The organism is Arhodomonas sp. SL1 (assembly GCF_052060015.1).
Classification (GTDB): Bacteria; Pseudomonadota; Gammaproteobacteria; order Nitrococcales; family Nitrococcaceae; genus Arhodomonas.
The window spans coordinates 60,865-79,954 of record NZ_JBPODZ010000002.1; the positions used below are offsets into that span (position 1 = coordinate 60,865).

General features: G+C 68.0%; 12 protein-coding genes. 9 read left to right on the forward strand and 3 right to left on the reverse strand.

Translation table 11 applies throughout. The features are described 5' to 3' along the window. The first annotated feature begins 75 nt into the window (after positions 1-75). A complete protein-coding gene (locus ACQ754_RS04090) occupies positions 76-1,464 on the forward strand; it encodes an NAD(P)-binding protein (protein WP_440995720.1) in 1,389 nt (462 codons plus the stop codon). Between the two features lie 433 nt (positions 1,465-1,897). On the opposite strand, the gene katG is transcribed toward ACQ754_RS04090, so the two are convergent. After that, on the reverse strand, positions 1,898-4,078 hold the full coding sequence (gene katG / locus ACQ754_RS04095) for a catalase/peroxidase HPI (RefSeq protein ID WP_440995999.1): 2,181 nt from the start codon (positions 4,076-4,078) through the stop codon (positions 1,898-1,900). Between the two features lie 515 nt (positions 4,079-4,593). Between katG and ACQ754_RS04100 the strand changes: the two genes are divergently transcribed. Further along, positions 4,594-6,393 carry a PHA/PHB synthase family protein gene (locus ACQ754_RS04100; protein ID WP_440995721.1) on the forward strand — a complete coding sequence of 600 codons (1,800 nt, stop codon included), beginning with the start codon at positions 4,594-4,596 and terminating at the stop codon, positions 6,391-6,393. 58 nt (positions 6,394-6,451) lie between these two features. Here the strand turns inward: ACQ754_RS04100 and ACQ754_RS04105 are convergent, their stop codons facing one another. After that, positions 6,452-6,874, reverse strand: a complete 423-nt coding sequence (locus ACQ754_RS04105; protein WP_440995722.1) for a hypothetical protein — start codon at positions 6,872-6,874, stop codon at positions 6,452-6,454. Between the two features lie 128 nt (positions 6,875-7,002). Then, the gene (locus ACQ754_RS04110) at positions 7,003-7,959 is read right to left on the reverse strand and encodes an SH3 domain-containing protein (RefSeq protein ID WP_440995723.1); all 957 of its coding nucleotides are present in this window, start codon (positions 7,957-7,959) and stop codon (positions 7,003-7,005) included. Positions 7,960-8,120: 161 nt separating this feature from the next. Here ACQ754_RS04110 and ACQ754_RS04115 point away from each other — a divergent pair, with 161 nt between their 5' ends. The 7 genes from ACQ754_RS04115 (at position 8,121) to pgaB (ending at position 19,081) form a co-directional block, all read left to right on the forward strand. Further along, complete coding sequence (locus ACQ754_RS04115) at positions 8,121-8,591, forward strand: ProQ/FINO family protein (RefSeq protein WP_440995724.1); 471 nt, start codon at positions 8,121-8,123, stop codon at positions 8,589-8,591. 74 nt (positions 8,592-8,665) lie between these two features. Further along, positions 8,666-8,905: a hypothetical protein gene (locus ACQ754_RS04120; protein WP_440995725.1), complete on the forward strand. Its 240-nt coding sequence runs from the start codon at positions 8,666-8,668 to the stop codon at positions 8,903-8,905. A gap of 108 nt (positions 8,906-9,013) precedes the next feature. Then, on the forward strand, positions 9,014-10,822 hold the full coding sequence (locus ACQ754_RS04125) for an assimilatory sulfite reductase (NADPH) flavoprotein subunit (RefSeq protein WP_440995726.1): 1,809 nt from the start codon (positions 9,014-9,016) through the stop codon (positions 10,820-10,822). Between the two features lie 5 nt (positions 10,823-10,827). After that, positions 10,828-12,543: an assimilatory sulfite reductase (NADPH) hemoprotein subunit gene (gene cysI / locus ACQ754_RS04130; RefSeq protein ID WP_440995727.1), complete on the forward strand. Its 1,716-nt coding sequence runs from the start codon at positions 10,828-10,830 to the stop codon at positions 12,541-12,543. Positions 12,544-12,659: 116 nt separating this feature from the next. Beyond that, positions 12,660-14,450, forward strand: a complete 1,791-nt coding sequence (locus ACQ754_RS04135) for an SLC13 family permease (protein WP_440995728.1) — start codon at positions 12,660-12,662, stop codon at positions 14,448-14,450. Positions 14,451-14,567: 117 nt separating this feature from the next. After that, positions 14,568-17,060 (forward strand): poly-beta-1,6 N-acetyl-D-glucosamine export porin PgaA, encoded by a 2,493-nt coding sequence (pgaA, locus tag ACQ754_RS04140; protein WP_440995729.1) that lies wholly within the window; start codon positions 14,568-14,570, stop codon positions 17,058-17,060. Next, positions 17,060-19,081 carry a poly-beta-1,6-N-acetyl-D-glucosamine N-deacetylase PgaB gene (pgaB, locus tag ACQ754_RS04145; protein WP_440995730.1) on the forward strand — a complete coding sequence of 674 codons (2,022 nt, stop codon included), beginning with the start codon at positions 17,060-17,062 and terminating at the stop codon, positions 19,079-19,081. The genes pgaA and pgaB overlap by 1 nt, the downstream gene beginning before the upstream one ends. The last annotated feature ends 9 nt before the right edge of the window (positions 19,082-19,090 follow it).

Sequence of the window (19,090 nt, forward strand, 5' to 3'; positions counted from 1 at the left end):
CGGTCTGCCGTCCGTACCCGTGTGCCGGTGGATCCACCGGCACACGGGTACAGCAGCGATGCGGGAGGTGTGGTCATGGCAACCATCGAGACCGACTACCTGGTGATCGGCGCCGGCGCCCTCGGCATGGCGTTCGTCGATGCGCTGATCGAGGCGGCAGATGCCAATGTGGTCCTGGCCGACAGGCGCCACCGGCCGGGAGGCCACTGGCATGACGCCTATCCCTTTGTCCGCCTACACCAGCCCTCGGCCTGTTACGGTGTCAACTCCATGCACCTCGGTGCCGACCGGCTTATCGATTCCGGTCCGGACGAGGGCTGCTACGAGCGGGCCACGGCGGCCGAGATCTGTGAGTACTACGGCCGTGTCCTGGACGAGCGGCTGCTGCCGTCGGGCCGTGTCCGTTTCCACGCGATGACCGACTATGTCGGTGAGCGCGACGGCGAGCACGTGCTCCTGTCCCGGTTGACCGGGCGGGAGACGACGGTGCACGTGCGCCGCCGGCTGGTCGATGCTACCTGGCTGGAGGCCTCGGTCCCGGAGACGCATGTACCGCCATTCAGCGTGGACCCCGATGCGCGCCTGATCTCGCCGACGGGGCTGACGCGCCTGTCCGAGCCCGGCAGCAGCTACACCATTCTTGGTGCCGGCAAGACGGCGATGGATACCTGCAGCTGGCTGCTGGATCAGGGGGTCGAGGCCGCGCGGATCCGCTGGATCCGGTCGCGCGACAGCTGGCTGATCGACCGCGGTGTCCTGCAGCCCCTTGCGCGTGTGCCGGCATTCATGGAGTGGATGTCGGGCAACGTCGAGGCGGCGGCCCGTGCCGGAAGCGCCCCGGAGCTGTTCGAGCGGCTGGACAACGGCAGCCTGCTGCACCGGCTCGATCCGGAAGTCCCCCCGGCGATGTACCGCGGTGCGATCTTGAGTGCCGGCGAGCGTGATGCCCTGCGTCGCATCGACAACGTCGTTCGCCTTGGCCGGGTGACCCACCTCGAAGCCGGACGGGTCGTGCTCGAACGCGGCACAGTCGCGACGAATCCTCGCGAAGTGTACGTGGACTGCACCGCAGAGGGCATCCGCAAGCGTGCCGGCCGCCCCATCTTCCAGCCGGGGCGGATCACGTTGCAGGCCATCCGCTTCGGCATGCTGCCCTTCAGCGCGGCTCTCACCGGCTACGTCGAAGCGGCGCGCGATGACGACACCGAGCGCAATCGCCTTTGCTCACCGAACCCGCTAGCCGATTCAGCCCGCGACTGGATTCCGACGATGCGCCTGACCCTGCTGGCCGACATGATCTGGAGCCGGGAGCCCGATCTGCAGGAGTGGCTACAGCGCGCCCGCCTCAATATCGGCCGCGGTGCACGGGAACACCGGAACAATCCGCGCATGCAAGCGGCATCGGCGCGCATGGCCACGCACCAGAAACAGGCGATTGCCAACCTGAAGCAGCTCACAGGATAGCCCGCCGTGGATCGCGGTAGCGGAGGTTCTCTAGGTGGGGAGTCTCGCAAGGTTGTTCCGGGAGGGTCCGAGCAGATGTCCGTCGCGGTTGCTCGGGAACGTGGCGAGGAACGTCAGTCCGTTCGGACCGTTGACCCGTCGCGATTCCCCTGTCCGATCGGCTTCGTGAGGGCTCATACCTTTACGCTGCCTGCCATCAGACCGCGTCACCGCCGGGTAACCGGGCTCACGTGCTGGATGCCTGCTAGATCACGGTCTCTCGCACCGTCTCCCTGACGCTACCTGTGGCCTCTGCCGTTGGCCACAGCACGCGGGCAGCGAACCTAGTGGTGCCGATAACGGCGGAATCAGGGAACGTTGGGGGGTTCGCAACGTGATCGGACCCCGGAAGCGACCGAAGAACCATCGCCTCCGGGGGCCCGGCTTAGCCCGATCAGGCCAGGTCGAAGCGGTCGGCGTTCATCACCTTGTTCCACGCGGCCACGAAGTCGTGGACGAACTTCTCCCGGTTATCCTCCTGGGCGTAGACCTCGGAGATGGCGCGGAGCTGGGAATTGGAGCCGAACACCAGGTCCACCCGCGTGCCGGTCCACCGAACCCGATCGGTCCCCCGGTCACGGAGCTCGAACGTCTCCTCCTCATCCGAGGTGGGCACCCACTTCAGGCCCATGTCCACCAGGTTGACGAAGAAGTCGTTGGTGAGCGTCTCCGGCCGCTCGGTGAACACGCCGTGGCGTGAACCATCGGTATTGGCGTTGAGCACCCGCATCCCGCCGATCAGCACCGCCATCTCCGGGGCGGTGAGGGTGAGCAGCTGCGCCCGGTCGAGGAGCATCTCCTCGGCGGAGACGGTGAAGCGGTCCTTGAGGAAATTGCGGAAGCCATCGGCCACCGGTTCCAGCACCTCGAAGGACCTCTCATCCGTCCACTCCGCCGACGCGTCGGTCCGCCCGGGCCGGAACGGCACCTCGATGTCGTAGCCCGCCTTCTTCGCGGCCGCCTCGATGGCGGCATTGCCGCCGAGGACGATCAGGTCGGCGAGGGGGATCCGCTTGCCGCCGGATTGGGCGTCGTTGAAGGCCTTCCGCACCCCCTCCAGCTTCTCCAGCACCCTGGCCAGTGTGGCCGGTTCATTGACGGGCCAGTCCTTCTGCGGCGCCAGGCGGATGCGTGCCCCGTTGGCACCGCCACGCTTGTCGGAACCGCGGAAGGTGGATGCCGAGCCCCAGGCTGTCTTGACCAGCTCCGGGATCGCGAGCCCGGTCGCCAGTATCTCCCCCTTGAGTGCCCGGATGTCCGCTTCGTCGACCAGTTCGTGGTCCACCGCCGGGACGGGGTCCTGCCAGATGAGATCCTCCTCGGGGACCTCCGGGCCGAGATAGCGCGACTTCGGGCCCATGTCGCGGTGGATCAGCTTGAACCAGGCCCGGGCGAAGGCGTCCGCCAGCTCCTCGGGATTGTCGTGGAAGCGCCGGGAAATCTTCTCGTACGCCGGGTCCACCTTCAGCGAGAGGTCGGTGGTGAGCATGATGGTCTTCTCCCGCTGGGACGAGTCATGGGCCGTCGGCGCGAGATCCGTGTCGGCGACGTCCTTCGGCGTCCACTGCCAGGCGCCCGCGGGGCTCTTGGTGAGCTCCCACTCGTAGCCGAACAGCATGTCGAAGTAGCCGTTGTCCCAGTGGGTCGGCTGCGGCGTCCAGGCGCCCTCCAGGCCGCTGGTCATGGCGTGCTCCGGGTCCATGCCGGCCCGGTTGTGCCAGCCGAGGCCCTGCTCCTGGATCGGCGCCGCCTCCGGCTCCGGGCCGAGGTTGTCCTCGGCCACCGCCCCGTGACACTTGCCGAAGGTGTGCCCGCCGGCGATGAGCGCCACCGTCTCGTAGTCGTTCATCGCCATCCGGGCGAAGGTCTCACGGATGTCATGGGCGGCCTTCAGCGGGTCGGGATCACCGTCCGGCCCCTCGGGGTTCACATAGATCAACCCCATCTGCACGTTGGCCAAGGGGTTCTCCAGCTCGCGCTCCCCGGAGTAGCGGCTCTTCTCATGGCCGCTGTCGGCGAGCCACTCGGTCTCCGAGCCCCAGTAGACGTCGTCCTCTGGCTCCCAGATGTCCTCCCGACCAAAGCCGAAGCCGAAGGTCTTGAACCCCATGTCCTCCAGGGCGACATTGCCGGCGAGGATGATCAGGTCGGCCCAGGAGATGCGGTTACCGTATTTCTGCTTGATCGGCCACAGCAGCCGGCGGGCCTTGTCCAGGTTACCGTTGTCCGGCCAGCTGTTGATGGGCGCGAAGCGCTGCGCCCCCGTGCCGCCGCCGCCACGGCCGTCGCCCTCGCGATAGGTCCCCGCCGCGTGCCAGGACATGCGGATGAACAGCGGGCCATAATGGCCGTAGTCCGCCGGCCACCAGTCCTGGGAGTCCCTCATCAGGGCCTTGAGGTCCTCCTTGAGGGCCTTTACATCGAGCTTCTCGAACGCCTCCCGGTAGTCGAAATCCTCCCCGAGCGGGTTGGACAGGGCGGAGTGCTGGTGGAGGATGCTCAGGTTGAGCTGGTTCGGCCACCAGTAGTCATTTCCCGGCCCGTCACCGTGGAGCGCAGTACGGGCGCCGTGCATCACCGGGCACCTGCCGGTGCCGCCGATATCCTTTGCATTCGCGGCCATCGTCTCTTCCTCCGTTTGCGTCTGTAGCGCCACCGCACCCCGTCAACGGGGACTCAGTGGCGCGTGCTTGTCACCGGGCCCGGCGGGCCCCGTTCGGCGCAGGCGCCGACCCCTCGGATAGGTCACCGGCGTCCTCACACCCTGTAAAGCTAGACGGCGAATCACGATGCAGCCAATTGAAAGTTTCCGCGTAAACGATAGTCTTCCACTATCCGAAAGACTCGCTGAGGCGCGAACCTCGAGCTACGGGTCATCCCGGATTGCCCGTAACCCGGACACCCGGCGTATCCTTGCCGTATGGCGTTCCACACCCCCGATCCCGAACTCCAGGCCGTCGAGCAACGGAATGCGGCACTCCGCGCCCAGACCTTTGCCCGCGCCTTTCGGGCCCTGGGTCGGGGGCTGAGATGGCTCGGTGCGTGGCTCGCCCGGCCGTTGCGGATCAATGCGAAGCGAGGAGAGGGCCCATGAGCGAGGCCGAAGGCGGCGACGACCCGATCGCGGGGCGGCTCAACGAGGACTTCACCCGCCTGTGGCAGGCGGCCCCGCGGGTGTGGGCCGACTGGATGGGCCGCCAACTCCGCGGCGATTACTTCACCCTCCCGGACCCGCGCGTGGTCGCCGAGGCCTACACCACGCTAGGGACGCATTCCCTCTCCCATCCCTGGCGCGTCGCCGCCGCGCAGGTCCGGCTGTGGGGGGAATACGCCGAACTCACACAGCGAAACGCGCTCCGTCTTGCCGGGCAACCGCAACCACCGGCCAAAGGCTTGGATCCCCGCGATCGCCGTTTCCGAGGCGAAGGCTGGGAGGAAAACCCGTATTTCGCTTACCTACGCGAGGCGTACCTCATCACCGCCCGCGAGCTGCTGGCGAGCGCCCACGACGTCTCCACGGACCTCGATGCCCACGAACGGGCCCGGGTGGAGTTCTACACACGACAGTTCGCTGATGCCCTGGCCCCGAGCAACTTCGCCGCCACCAACCCGGAGGTTTTGGCCGAGACACTGCGCACCGGCGGCGCGAACCTTCTCCGCGGCCTGCGCCACCTCACCGAAGACCTGGCCCGCGGGGGCGGGCTACTGCGGATCCGGCAAACCGACGCGAATGCCTTCGAGCTCGGTCGCGACATCGCCGCCACGCCGGGCAAGGTCATCTACCAGAACGCGCTGATGCAGCTCATCCAGTACAGCCCCGCCACCGACACGGTGGCCCGCCGGCCGCTGCTCATCGTCCCGCCGTGGATCAACAAGTACTACATCCTCGACCTCACTCCCAAGAAATCCTTCATCCGCTGGGCAGTGGAACAAGGCCTGACGGTATTCGTGATCTCCTGGGTCAACCCGGATCAGCGCTACGCGGAGACGGGCTTTGACGATTACCTCCTGGAGGGGCCGCTAGCGGCGCTGGATGCCATCGAGGCGGCCACCGGCGAGCGCGAGGTCAACGCCATCGGCTACTGCATCGGCGGCACCCTGCTCGCCTGCACCCTGGCCTGGATGGCGGCAAGGGGCGATCAGCGGGTGAAGAGCGCCACTTACTTCACCTCGCTGCTGGAGTTCTCCGACGTAGGGCCGATGTCGGTATTCATCGACGAGGAGCAGATCCGTTACCTGGAGCGGGACATGAACGCGCGCGGCTACCTGGAGGGGACCCACCTCGCCAATGCCTTCAACCTGCTGCAGGCCAATGACCTGATCTGGGGGTTCGTGGTGAACAACTACCTACTGGGCCGAGACCCCGCCCCCTTCGACCTGCTGTACTGGAACTCGGACTCCACCCGCATGCCCCGGCGCATGCACAGCTTCTATCTCCGCAACATGTACTTGGAGAACCGCCTGCGCGAGCCGGGTGGCATCGAGCTAGCGGGCGAGCCCATCGATCTCTCGGCCATCCGCCTGCCGGCCTTCTTCGTCGCCACCCGCGGGGATCACATCGCACCGTGGCACTCCTGCTACCGCAGCGCCCTACTCCATGGCGGACGCAAGCGCTTCGTGCTCGGCGGCTCCGGTCACATCGCCGGCGTGATCAACCCGGCAGGCTCTCAGAAATACGGCTACTGGAGCCATGGCCGTCTGCCCGCGGATCCGGAGCAGTGGCTGGCAGCGGCCCAGGAGCATCAGGGCTCCTGGTGGCCGGAGTGGCTGGCATGGGTTCAGCGGCATTCGGGCGGTGAGGTGCCGGCCCGTTCGCCCGGAGACGGGGCCCTTACCCCCATCGAGGAAGCGCCCGGCTCCTACGTCCGGGTCCGGGTGGACGAAACCTGAGCCATAAGGGTGGACGCCCCGGCGATCTAGCGGCGTTTCGGGTTCGGAGGAATGGACCTCAGTGAACGGTGGCCTGACGCTCGCGGGTTTCCTTGAGCACGCCCACCACGTCCTGCTCCCAGCTCTTGGCCAGTGGCGACTGGGCCACGATGGCGGAGACCTCGTCCTCGCTGACCGGCTCGCCACCCTCGTCCTCGACACTGACCTGCATGCGCTGCTCGTCGCGGAGCTCGTAGGCGCGTTCTCCGCTGGCAGAGTCGCCGACGCGGAGGGTGACCTCATCGCTATCCACCACGGCCCGCCAGTTGATCTGCGCCATCCAGCCCTGGGCGTTGGAGTAGATGGAGACACCCGCGAGCTCGTGGCGCTGGTCACGCCGGTCCTCCTCGAGCACATGGACGCTGCTGGTCAAGTGCTCGAATGGTGCATCCTCAAGCATGCGCACGAGCTGCTGCTTTTCGATGGAATGGTGGCGATTCATCAACCCTCACCTGCCTGCGGCGGTTTCGTTCCTGCCCCCATGATATGCGTTCGCCCACCTCCGAACACAAGCCCGTCGGCGATGCCCCGATCGCCGGGCCGGCGCAGCGGCCCGGCGGGCCCGCCCGGTTACTCCCGGGTGATGTAGTCGGAGTGCACCCAACCGTTGCGGCCGGTGTCCTGCACCTGGACCTGCCACCAGTCGCCCTGACGCTCACCGGTGGGCACCACCGCCGTACCCTCGGTCAGGGTGGCGAGCACCGGCGCGTCACCGTTGGCGCCCGAGCGCAGGTTCAGCGAGGTGGCCGTGCGGTATACGCCTAGCTGCTCGCGCTGCTCGCTCGGCTGCATGGCCCCCATCTGGGTGACCAGGTTGTTGTGCGCGTCCACAAAGGCGGCGGTGACGATCTTGCCGATCTCGGTATCCTGATACGCGCCACCGCCACCGGCGACGCCGCCGGCCCAGCCGAAGCCACCGAAGCTGACATCCGTCTTCTTCGCGGTACCCGTGGCCGCCGCCTCCTGCACACCGCTGCGCACATTGCTCAGCAGCAGTGTCGTCTGGGCCTCCAGGTTCTCCGTCTTAATGCCGCCGGCCACTGCACCGGCGAGACCGGGCAGCAGTGCCCCCAGGCCACCGAAACCGCCGCCGGAGTCGGGATCCTTGAACGCCACGTTGGGCGTGAGCACGAAGTCCGCCGCGGCCATCTGACCGCCACCCATGTTGCTGCCCGACTGCAGTTCCCCGCTCTCGGCGAGACGCCGCTCCTCTCTCAGGGCACTCGATGCCTGGCCCCGCTCGACCACGCGGAAGCAGCCGCTCTGGGCCATCATCACGCGGATCAGCGGCAATGGGCTCTCCAGGCCGGCCTGACGCAGACCACTGTAGTTGCCCTCGTAGAGGGCGGCGGTGCCGATGGGCCGGCTACAGCGCTGCAGCTCCTGGGACGCATTCTGCGCGCCGGCGGCCCCGCCGGAGCCGGTTACGGTGGAATCGGCACCGCCGAGCACCGGGTTAGTGTTGCAACCGGCCAGCGTCAGTGCCGCCGCCACCGAACCTGCCAAAAACCATGCTTGAGACTTCATCGCTTTCCCTCCTGTATCGTGATATACGCCATCGCTCGTTGTTTCCCTGCCAGTATAAACGCCGTGAACGCCGTCTCATCGGTCGCCGGGGGTGGGCCGGCGCTTTCGCTTGCAGTATGCTTTCTCGCCAAAGCCGCAGAACGCCGGGTACCGCCGTCCCCATGTCCAACACAGCGAACCAGAAACGCCGCCGCGCCGAGCGGGCACGGGACTTCCTCGATCGGCTCCTCGAGCGCTACCCGCAGGCCTTTTCCCGGGAACGCGACGAGGTTCGACCGCTGGCCATCGGCATCCAGGAATCCCTGCGGGCCGACCTCAACCGCGACGAGGAGTTGGCGGAGACCCCCAACTGGCTGGTCAAGCAGGCCCTCGCCCGCTATACGCACTCGCCGGCCTACCTGGAGGCGATCATCGCGGGCCGCCGGCGCGTCGCCCTCGACGGTAGCGACGGCGGCGAGGTCACCGAGCAAGCCATCGAGCACGCGCGCACCCGGCGCGAGGAACAGAAGAAGCGGGCGGCCGAGCGGCGGCGCCAACGCAACGGCGGCAAGCCACGCCGGGCGAACCGGGAGGAGCGCCAGCAACGCAAGCTCCAACAGCTTGCGGAGAAGTTCAACAACCCTGAGGGTTGAAGCGGCCCCTTGATGGCCATACAGAGTTACGACGCATTCCCCAAACCATTTATCGGGAGCAACCCAGCCCAGCCATGAGCTCATCCACACAGCCGACCCGGATCCGGCAGGATTTCGATCTGGAACAGATGGGAAGCGAGCAGCTCCGGGAGCTGCAGCGCCAGGTCGAAGCCGAGCTGGACGCACGATCATTCGAGGACAACCTGCGTCGCGAGCTCGAAAGCCACATGCGCCGCTATCGAAACGCCGGGAGCACGGCGGTAATCGGCAATGCGGGAGGCAATACGCGCAGGGCCGGGCGTCGCCGGGTGTGACAAAATCTCATCAGCGAATAAATACATAAACATTTATACTTTTTCGATCTAAATCGCTGCGGTCTATGCTTCCCCTGACTCGTCGAGGGATCAGCAGAGGACCACAGCATGGCGCAAGGCCCCTTACTCGAGACTAACAGCCCGCTCAGCGCCGAGCAGGCCGAGCAGCTCAATACCCTGGTCGGCTCCCTGCGCAACGACCAGATGACCTGGCTGAGCGGCTATCTCGCCGGCCTGTCCGCCGCCTCGGGCAGCGCTGCCAACACCGAACCCCGGCCGCAGTCCGCGGCTGGCACGCAGCCCGAGCTGACCATCCTCTACGGCAGCCAGACCGGCAATGCCGAGGGCGTCGCCGAGCTCGCCGCCGAGCGTGCAGAGGCCCGGGGTTTCTCGGTACGCCGCGCCGACATGGCGGATTTCGGCAAGAAGGACTTCAAGACCATCACCAACCTCCTGGTGGTGGTGAGCACCCACGGCGAGGGGGAGCCGCCGGACACCGCGGAGCCCCTGCATGAGCTCCTGAACGGGCGCAAGGCGCCAAAGCTCGCCGACAGCCGCTTCGCCGTACTCGCCCTGGGGGACTCCAGCTACGAGCACTTCTGCCAGACCGGCCGCGACTTCGACGCCCGCCTCACGGAGCTCGGTGCCGAGCGCATCCACGAGCGCCTCGACTGCGACGTGGACTACGAGGAACCCGCCGCGCAGTGGGTGGACTCGGTGCTCGAACGCTTCTCGGAGCTCGCCGGCGCCAGCGCTCCCGCCACCAGTAACGTCATCCCCATGGCGGAGGCGCGGGGGACGGCCCGTTGGGACCGCAAGAACCCTTTCCCGGCGGAAGTCCTGGAGAACGTGTTGCTCAATGGCCGTGGCTCGGACAAGGAGACCCGACACATCGAGCTCTCCCTGGAGGGCTCCGGGCTGACCTTCGAACCCGGCGACGCCCTGGGGGTGGTCCCCGAAAACAACCCGGCGCTGGTGGAGGAGCTCCTGGCGGCCACCGGGCTCGACGGGGAGGCCGACCTCGAGGACGGGACGCCCCTGGCAGAGGCCCTGACCCGACACTACGAGATCACCACCCTCACCCGGCCGTTCCTCGAGCGCTGGGCCGAGCTCTCCGGCGCCGAAGAGCTGGCTGCGCTGCTTGGCGAGGCCACCCGAGATGAGCTGCGCAGTTACCTCGAGGGCCGCCAGATCATCGATGTGGTCAGCGACTATCCCGTGGAAGGCCTCGACGCGGAGACCTTCGTCGCCGCCCTGCGTCGGCTGCCGCCGCGACTGTACTCCATTGCCTCCAGTCAGCGCGCCGACGAGGACGAGGTACACATCACGGTGGCGGTGGTGCGCTACGAGAGCCACGGGCGGAGCCGCGAGGGCGTGGCCTCCACTCACCTCGCGGATCGCCTGGAGCCGGGACAGAAGGTGGGCGTCTATGCCGACCGCAACAAGAACTTCAAGCTCCCCGCGGACCCGCAGGCGCCAGCGATCATGATCGGCCCGGGCACCGGGGTCGCGCCGTTCCGGGCCTTCCTCGCCGAGCGCGAGGAGACGGGGGCGGAGGGCAACAACTGGCTGTTCTTCGGCGACCGGCGCTTCCAGACAGACTTCCTCTACCAGACCGACTTCCTCGCCTGGCGGGATCGCGGCGTACTCGATCGCATCGAGGTCGCCTTCTCCCGCGACGGTGACGAGAAGGTCTACGTCCAGGACCGGCTGCGCGAGAACGGCGCCGAGCTCTTCTCCTGGTTACAGGCCGGCGCCCATCTTTACGTGTGCGGCGATGCCGAGCGCATGGCCCCGGACGTCCACCAGGCCCTGCTTGAGATCGTCCAGGAGCACGGCGGCCATGACGCAGAGGGCGCCAAGGAATACCTGCGCGGCCTGCAGCAGGCCAAGCGCTACCAACGCGACGTCTACTGAACGCCATGAACGACATCAGCCGACCCCTCGAAGAGCTCAGCGCCAACGAGCGGCTCAAGGTGGAAAGCGACTACCTCCGCGGTGACCTGGATGCCGAGATCTCGGATCCCGTCACTGGCGGGATCAGCGAGGGCAGCCTGCAGCTGACCAAATTCCATGGCATGTACCTGCAGGATGACCGGGAGCTGCGCAGCGAGCGCCGCCGGCAGAAGCTCGAGCCGTTGTACTCCTTTATGGTGCGGGTGCGCCTGCCCGGTGGCGTAGTGACCCCCGGCCAGTGGCTGAAGATGGACGATCTCGGGCGCACCTACGCCAACGGGACGCTGCGGCTCACCACACGCCAGACCTTCCAGTTCCACGGCGTGCTCAAGCGCGACATCCGCGAACACATCCGCGGCATCAATGCCGTCGCCCTGGACACCATCGCCGCCTGCGGCGACGTCAACCGCAATGTCATCGCCAGCGCCAACCCCCGGCGCTCGGCGGTGCACCGGCGGACCTACGAGCTCGCCCACGAGATCAGCGCGCGGCTGCTGCCACGTACCCGCGCCTATCACGAGATCTTCCTCGGCGAGGAGCGGGTCGCCGGCGGCCCGGACGAGGAATGCGAGCCGCTATACGGCCGCCAGTATCTGCCGCGCAAGTTCAAGATCGCCTTGGCGGTACCGCCGGAAAACGATGTCGATGTCTTCGCCCACGACATCGGCTTCATCGCCATTACGGGCGACGACGGCGCACTCGCCGGCTACAACGTCACCATCGGCGGCGGCATGGGCATGACCCACGGCGAGCCCGCCACCTACCCGCGGCTCGGCGACGTGATCGGCTTCTGCGCACCCGATCAGGTGGTGGACGTCGCCGAGAAGATCATGCTCGTGCAGCGCGACCACGGCGACCGGGCGGACCGCAAGCACGCCAGGCTGAAGTACACCGTCGACGACCACGGCGTGGATTGGTTCCGGGGAGAGATGGAGCGCCGCCTCGGCCATGAGCTCAAGCCGCCTCGAGCGTATCACTTCGAGGCCAACACCGATCGCCTCGGCTGGTACCAGGGCGACGAGGGCGACTGGCATTATGGGTTATTCGTGCAGAACGGCCGGGTAGCGGACTTCGGCGACGGCCGCCGGATCATGAGTGGCCTGCGCGCCATCGCCGAGGCCCACCAGGGCGACATCGCCATTACCACCAACCAAAATATCGTCATCGCCGGCGTCGCCGAGGCGGAGCGTGAACGCATCCAGGCGCTGATCGACGAGTACGGCCTGGAGCGCGACGCCTCCGCGCTCCGCGCCGCCTCCATGGCCTGTGTGGCCTTCCCCACCTGCGGGCTGGCCATGGCGGAGAGCGAGCGCTATCTCCCCGCCTTTGTCGACCGACTGGAGGACTTGATGCGCGACGCCGGCCTGGATCCGGAATACGAACCCATCGTGGTGCGCATGACCGGTTGCCCCAACGGCTGCGCGCGGCCCTACATCGCGGAGATCGGCTTCGTGGGCAAGGCGTTGGGCCGCTACAACCTCTATCTCGGGGGTAACCCCACCGGCTCACGGCTCGCCAAGCTGTACCGGGAGAACATCGACGAGGCGACCATCCTGGCCGAGCTTCGCGCGCTGTTTCACCGCTATGCGGCGGAACGCGAGGCGGACGAGGCCTTCGGCGAGTTCGTCGTGCGCGCCGAGGTGGTCCCCGAGGTCACCGCCGGACGCCACTTCCACGACTGACCCCCCGGACCATGACGCCGGTGGCTGTACCGGCCCGCACCCCGGTAGTATGTGCCATCCGGTCCCCCGCCCCGCCGCCGGCGGGGCATGAACCCATTGCTGCAGGGAGCGCATCGTTGACCTGGGAAGCCTGGCTCACCGTCGCCGTGGTCATCGGCATCGTCACCGGCCTCGCCCGCAACCTCGCCTCCCCTGCCGCTTTGCTCTTCGGCGGCCTCGCCGTGCTCATGACCGCCACCGCCCTCACCGGGACCGAGCGTCTGCTGAGCCCGGAAGAGGCCGTGGCGGGCTTCGGCAATCCGGGGCTGGTGACCGTGGGGCTGCTGTTCGTGGTGGTTGCGGGCCTGATCTACACCGGCGCGTTGCAGATGATCACCGAGCCCATCATCGGCCGCCCGCGCCGGCTACTCACCGCACAATTGCGGCTGCTGCCGGCCATCTCCGCGCTGTCGGCGTTCCTCAATAACACGCCGGTGGTGGCCATGTTCCTACCGGTGGTCAACGACCTGGCCAAGCGCAGCCGGCTGCCGGCCTCGCGGCTGTTCCTGCCCTTGTCCTATGCCTCGATCTTCGGTGGCATGTGCACCCTCATCGGCACCAGCACCAACCTGGTGGTGGCCGGGCTGATGCAGGGCCGGGAGGACCTGGAAGGCGTGGCGCTGTTCGACCTCGCCTGGATCGGCGTCCCCGCGGCGGTGCTGGGGCTTACCTACATCCTGGTGTTCAGCTCCCGGCTGCTGCCGGACAACCGCTCCACGCTGGATATCGACGAAGACCCCCGCCGCTACACCGCGGAGGTCATCGTCGAGCCCAAGGGACCGCTGGTGGGGCGCAGTATCGAGCAGGCCGGGCTACGCCACCTGCCGGGGCTGTTCCTCGCCGAGATCGAGCGCGACGGCCAGGTCCTGCCAGCGGTGGCCCCCAGCGAGCGGCTGCAGGGCGGCGACCGGCTGGTCTTCGCCGGCGTGGTGGAATCCGTGGTGGATCTCCAACGCATGCGCGGGCTACAGCCGGCCACCGACCAGGTCCACAAGCTCCAGGGCCGACGCGACCAGCGCTGCCTGGTGGAGGCGGTGGTCTCCAACGAGTGCCCGCTGGTGGGCAAGAGCATCCGCGCCGGACGATTCCGCACCGAGTACAACGCCGCCGTGGTGGCCGTTGCCCGGGGCGGCCGGCGGCTGAAGGGCAAGATCGGCGACATCGTGCTGCAGGCCGGCGACACCCTGCTGCTGGAGACCCATCCGAGCTTCCTCCAGCGCCAGCGCAACGGCCGGGACTTCTTCCTGGTCAGTCGCATCGACGACTCCACCCCGCGCCGCCACGACAAGGCCTGGATCGCCATCGCGGCCCTGGCGGGCATGGTGGCCGCTGCCGCCACCGGGGTACTGACCATGCTGAACGCCGCACTGCTCGCCGCCGGGGCGATGGTGGTCACCGGCTGCGCCACCACCAACGAGGCCCGCCGCAACGTCGACTGGACGGTGCTACTGGTCATCGGCGCGGCACTGGGCATTGGCGAGGCGATGGCCAATAGCGGGGCCGCCACCACCCTGGCCCGCGGCCTGGTGGAAGTAGTGGGCGGTCAACCCTGGCTAGCACTGCTGGCGGTCTTCGCCATAACCTCGCTATTCACCGAACTGATCACCAATAACGCCGCGGCCGTGCTGGTCTTCCCCATCGCGCTGTCAGCGGCCGAGGGCATGGGGGTGAATCCCACGCCATACCTGATCACGCTGATGATCGCCGCCTCGGCGAGCTTCGCCTCGCCGCTCGGCTACCAGACCAACCTGATGGTCTACGGGCCCGGTGGCTACCGCTTCGGCGACTATCTTCGCTTCGGCCTGCCGCTGAACTTCCTCACCATGGCGGTGACGGTCACGCTTGCGCCACTGGTCTGGCCGTTCTGACCGGTCACACCCCGTCGAGCATTCTGTTAACCTTTCCACATTTTCCCGCGGTACACTGCTTTTCCGGCATTCCATCACATTGCGGCATCGCAGATTGCACCAGCCAGCGGGCACTCCATGAGCCAATACCGGGGCCAACGCGCCCCTGACCCCTTACATCCACTGCGGGTAGCGCTCCGTCGGCATGGACTCGGCCTGCTCGCCTGCGCGGTCCTGATCGGGGCCGGCCCAGCACTCCAGGCCGCCGAGCCGGTGCAGACACAGCGAGAGGCGGCGGTGGCCCTAGCCCGCGACGGACACCTGCATGAGGCCATCGAGAGGTTGCGTGTTCTGCAGGACCTTGATCCTGGGAACGTTCGAGTGCTCGCCGACCTTGTTGTCCTGTGGCGCCAGGCCGGCCGGAACGAGGCCATCGTCCGGGTGATGCAGGGTAGGGACCCAACCGTCATCCCCGATTACGCCCACCTAGACTGGGCGCGCGCGCTGCGGGACCGCGGTCGGTTCGCCGACGCCGCACGGGTCCTGCACGAATCCCGCCAACGGCTCGGAGAGACGGCGGAAATCCTCTATGGGGTGACGCTGGCGGAGGCCGGGCAGCCCGATCGCGCGTACCGTGCCCTCAGTGCCATCCGTCCCGTAGCCGATGCCCCGACACCGCTCGCGCAGATGGCCTATGGCCTGCGAAGGGCCGGCCATCCGCGGGAAGCTCTGCAGCTGGCCAACCGGGCCCTGCTCCTCGATCGCGATCACACGGGGGCCTACACCGAACAGGTCCTCTCGCTCTGGGCGAACGGAGGCCTGGGACGAGCCCTCGAGCGTGCCCGGGCGCGTGGGGATCTCTTCACAGCGGACACCCTGTACCGCCTGGAGGCGGATGGCCTCGCGGCAGCGATACACGATGCCCTGGACGCCCGACGCCTGCTCGAGGACGCGGGACAGTTCGAGCAGCGCAATGCCCCCCTCGCCTCGGTACTCCTCCGGCTGGAGGACTTCCTCGAGCGGGTCCCGGGCGAGCATGCCCAGCACCGACGTGCGCGACTGGACCGCCTCTATGTGTTGCGCGAGCTCGGACGCATGCGGGAGGCCATCGCGGCCTACGAGGCACTGCCACGCGATCGAGCCATCCCGCCGTACGCCCGCCAGGCCGCCGCCGACGCCTACCTCGATCGGCGACGTCCGGACACGGCGCTGGCCCTCTATCGCTCCGTGGCCGCCGAGACAGAGGTCCCGTCCGTGGAGCTGCAGCTGGCCCTCTACTACACCCATCTCGCCCGGGAGGAGTACGCGCAGGCAGCCGAGATCCTCGGCTCCCTGGAGCGGCACACCCCACCATGGCTCCCCGCGTCCGAAGCCGGCAGGGGGCCACGGATCAACTGGGAGCGTCTGCCTGTTGACCGGCTCTGGAGCCTGGATGCCGCGTACCGCCAGCAGCACGCCCTGGCATGGGAACGCAGCGAGACCCTGGTGGGGCGGGCGCCCGCCGATGCCGGGTCGTGGAATGCGCGGGCCCGCATCGCCCGCTGGCGGGGTTGGCCGCAGGAGGCCGAGTCGCTGACCCGGATGGCAGCGGCCTGGTCACCGGACGGGCTGGAGACCCGGCTCAACCAGGCTGCCAATGCCCGGGATCTCGGGGATTTCCATACCTGGGCTCAGACCGTGGAAGGGCTTGCCGTGGACTTCCCCAACAACACCCGCGTACAGCGGCACGCCTGGGCGTTGACCGACCGCTCACGGCCGTCCCTGGAGAGCGAGATCACGGTAGGCCGCACCAGTGGCGGCGATACACGGGTCTCCGGCAATCGGGACAGCACCTTGCGGACCCGCCTGAGCTCCCCTTGGACGGCCCGGGACATCCGCGGCTTTATCGAGCACCGCCGGGTCACGGCGACCTTCGACGAGACTGAGGGACGCTACGACCGCCTGGGTGCGGGCCTGGAGTGGTCCGCCCGACGCGGCGAGGCCTGGCTAAGGGCGGATCGCGAGCGCCTGGGCGACCCGGAGCCGGGCGTCGCCGCGGGCTGGGGACAATGGCTCGACGACCACTGGCGTGTCGGCGCCGAGGCCGCAAGCCACTCCCTACAGACACCGCTGCGCGCGGACGAGGTAGGGATAACCGGGCGGCACGCCACCGTGTCGGCGGACTGGCGCGGCAGCGAGTCCCTGTCCGCCTATGCCGGCCTGGGAGTGCTGGACCTTGATGACGGCAATCACCGCTGGTCCGCGCGGGTCGGCGGCACCCGGCGCGTCCACGCCAGGGCCCACCACACCACCGACGTCGGGATCGACGGCTATTACCAGCACAACACCCAGCCCGGCGGGGCCTACTTCAATCCCCGGCACATGGCGACCGCGAGCGTCCGTGGGAACCACGACTGGATCACCTGGCGACGCTACGAGCGCAAGTTGGTCCAGCACTTCCACGCCGGTGCCGGTGTCACCGACCAAAGCGGGTTCGGGAGCGACCCTGTAGTCGAGCTGCGCTACGAGCACCGGTGGGACATGACCCGCCGCTGGTCACTGGACTACGGCGTCGGCTGGGACTCCCGGGTCTACGATGGCGACCGGGAACGGCGCACCTATGGCCTGCTCCGACTGCGGGGGACCTTCTGATGCGTTCCCTGCTCGCCGCCCTCGTGCTGACCCTGGCCCCGGCGCTGGCCGTCGCCGATTCGGACTCTCCCGCCCCGTATGCCATCGGTGCGGGACAGTTCATGGCCATCAGCTTCCACGACGTCCGCGACGACGTGATCCCGGAGCGGGACCCCGACCCGTACGCGATCAGCACGGAGCGGCTGGCGGCATGGTTCGACTGGATGCGGACGAACGACTGGCAGCCGATCGCCCTGCAGCAGATCATCGATGCCGCCAATGGCGGCCGGCCGCTTCCCGCCAACGCCGTACTGCTGACCTTCGACGACGGCCTCGCCAGCATCCACAGCCATGTCTTCCCGCTCCTGCAAGCCTATGGCTACCCGGCGTTGGTGGCGTTGCAGACGGGCTGGCTGGAGACCGTGTGGTTGGGGGAGTCGGCCGGATACTCCGGAGAGGATTTCACGGGCCCGGCCGGCACGGTCCGATATAACGAGCGCTCATTGGGGGCCGACGCATTCGTGGACCGCGCGGCCCTGCGGGAGCTGCAGTCCTCGGGGCTCGTCGAGTTCGCCAGTCACAGCCACGACCTCCACCGTGGGATCCTTGCCAACCCCCAGGGCAATCTCCAGCCCGCGGCGATTGCTCGTCGTTTCGACCCGCAGACGGGCGATTACGAGGGCGACGACGCCTTCAAGACCCGTATCAGCGCGGACCTGGAGCGCAGCCGCGAGGCCATCAAGGCCGTGGTCGGGCGGCCGCCGCGGGCGATGGTCTGGCCATACGGCGCCAACACCCCCGAGGTGGATCACATCGCCGGGGAAGTGGGCATGCCCTGGTCCTTCTCCCTCGGCGGGCATCCGCTGAACGAGCCAGCGGATCGCTCGTTCAACCGTCTGCTGGTAGTGGACAGCCCCCGCCCCCTGGCCATCGCCCGCGAGGCGAGGCCATCGGCGACGCCATTCCCGGAACGGCCGGAACCCCAGCGGGCGGTGCATGTCGACCTGGACTATATCCACGACCCGGACCCGGAGCAGACCAACCGGAACCTCGGCCGGTTGCTGGAGCGTGTCCAACGCATGGGGGTGCGAAGCGTCTACCTCCAGGCCTTCGCCGACCCGGACGGGGATGGCAATGCCGCCGCGATGTACTTCCCGAACCGCCACCTCCCCGTGCGGGCCGATCTGTTCAATCGGGTGGCCTGGCAGTTGCGCACCCGCGCCGGCGTGCGTGTATACGCCTGGATGCCCCTGCTGGCCTTCGACCTGCCGGAAGGGAACATCCAGCACCGTGTCACCCGCCCTGGCCCGGACGGGAAGCCCGTTGCGTCCGGGCGCAACTACCGGCGTCTTAGCCCGTTCCTGCCGGAGACACTCACCATCGTGCGCGAGATCTACGCCGACCTCGGCCGCGCCGCCAGCGGTATCCACGGCGTGCTGATCCATGACGACGCCTATCTCGCCGAGGACGAGGATCTCACCGCGTGCCGCCCGGACGCACGCTGGCCGGGCCACGACCGGCCGCTTGAGGACTGCCGCCTGAGCCCGCGGGAGAAGACACGGGTACTGGTCGACTTTGCCGACGAGGCGGTGGCCGCACTGCGCCACCACGTCAGCCGGTCCACCGACTTTCGTAGCGCCCGCAATCTCTACCCGCGGGTGGTACTCGATCCGTCCGCGGAGTCCCGCTTCGCCCAGTCGCTGCCGGTATTCGCCGAGCGCTACGACGAGGTGGTCCTCATGGCGATGCCGTGGCTGGATGGCACCGAGCTCCCGGCGGAGGCATGGCTCGCGGAACTCGTCGACGCGGTGGAGGCACAGCTCGGGGGTTTCGAGCAAGTCGTCTTCGAGCTCCAAGCCCGCGACTGGCGGGAGGGGGAAGACTGGGTGGAGGGCACGACACTGCGCCAGTGGATGCGGCAGCTCATGCGCCGCGGCGCCCTGAACCTCGCCTACTACCCGGACGATTTCCTCCGCGACCGGCCACGTTTCGGACCCACCTTTGAGGGCATCTCCCTGAACGCCTTTCCGCACCGCAAATGAGGAACGCGC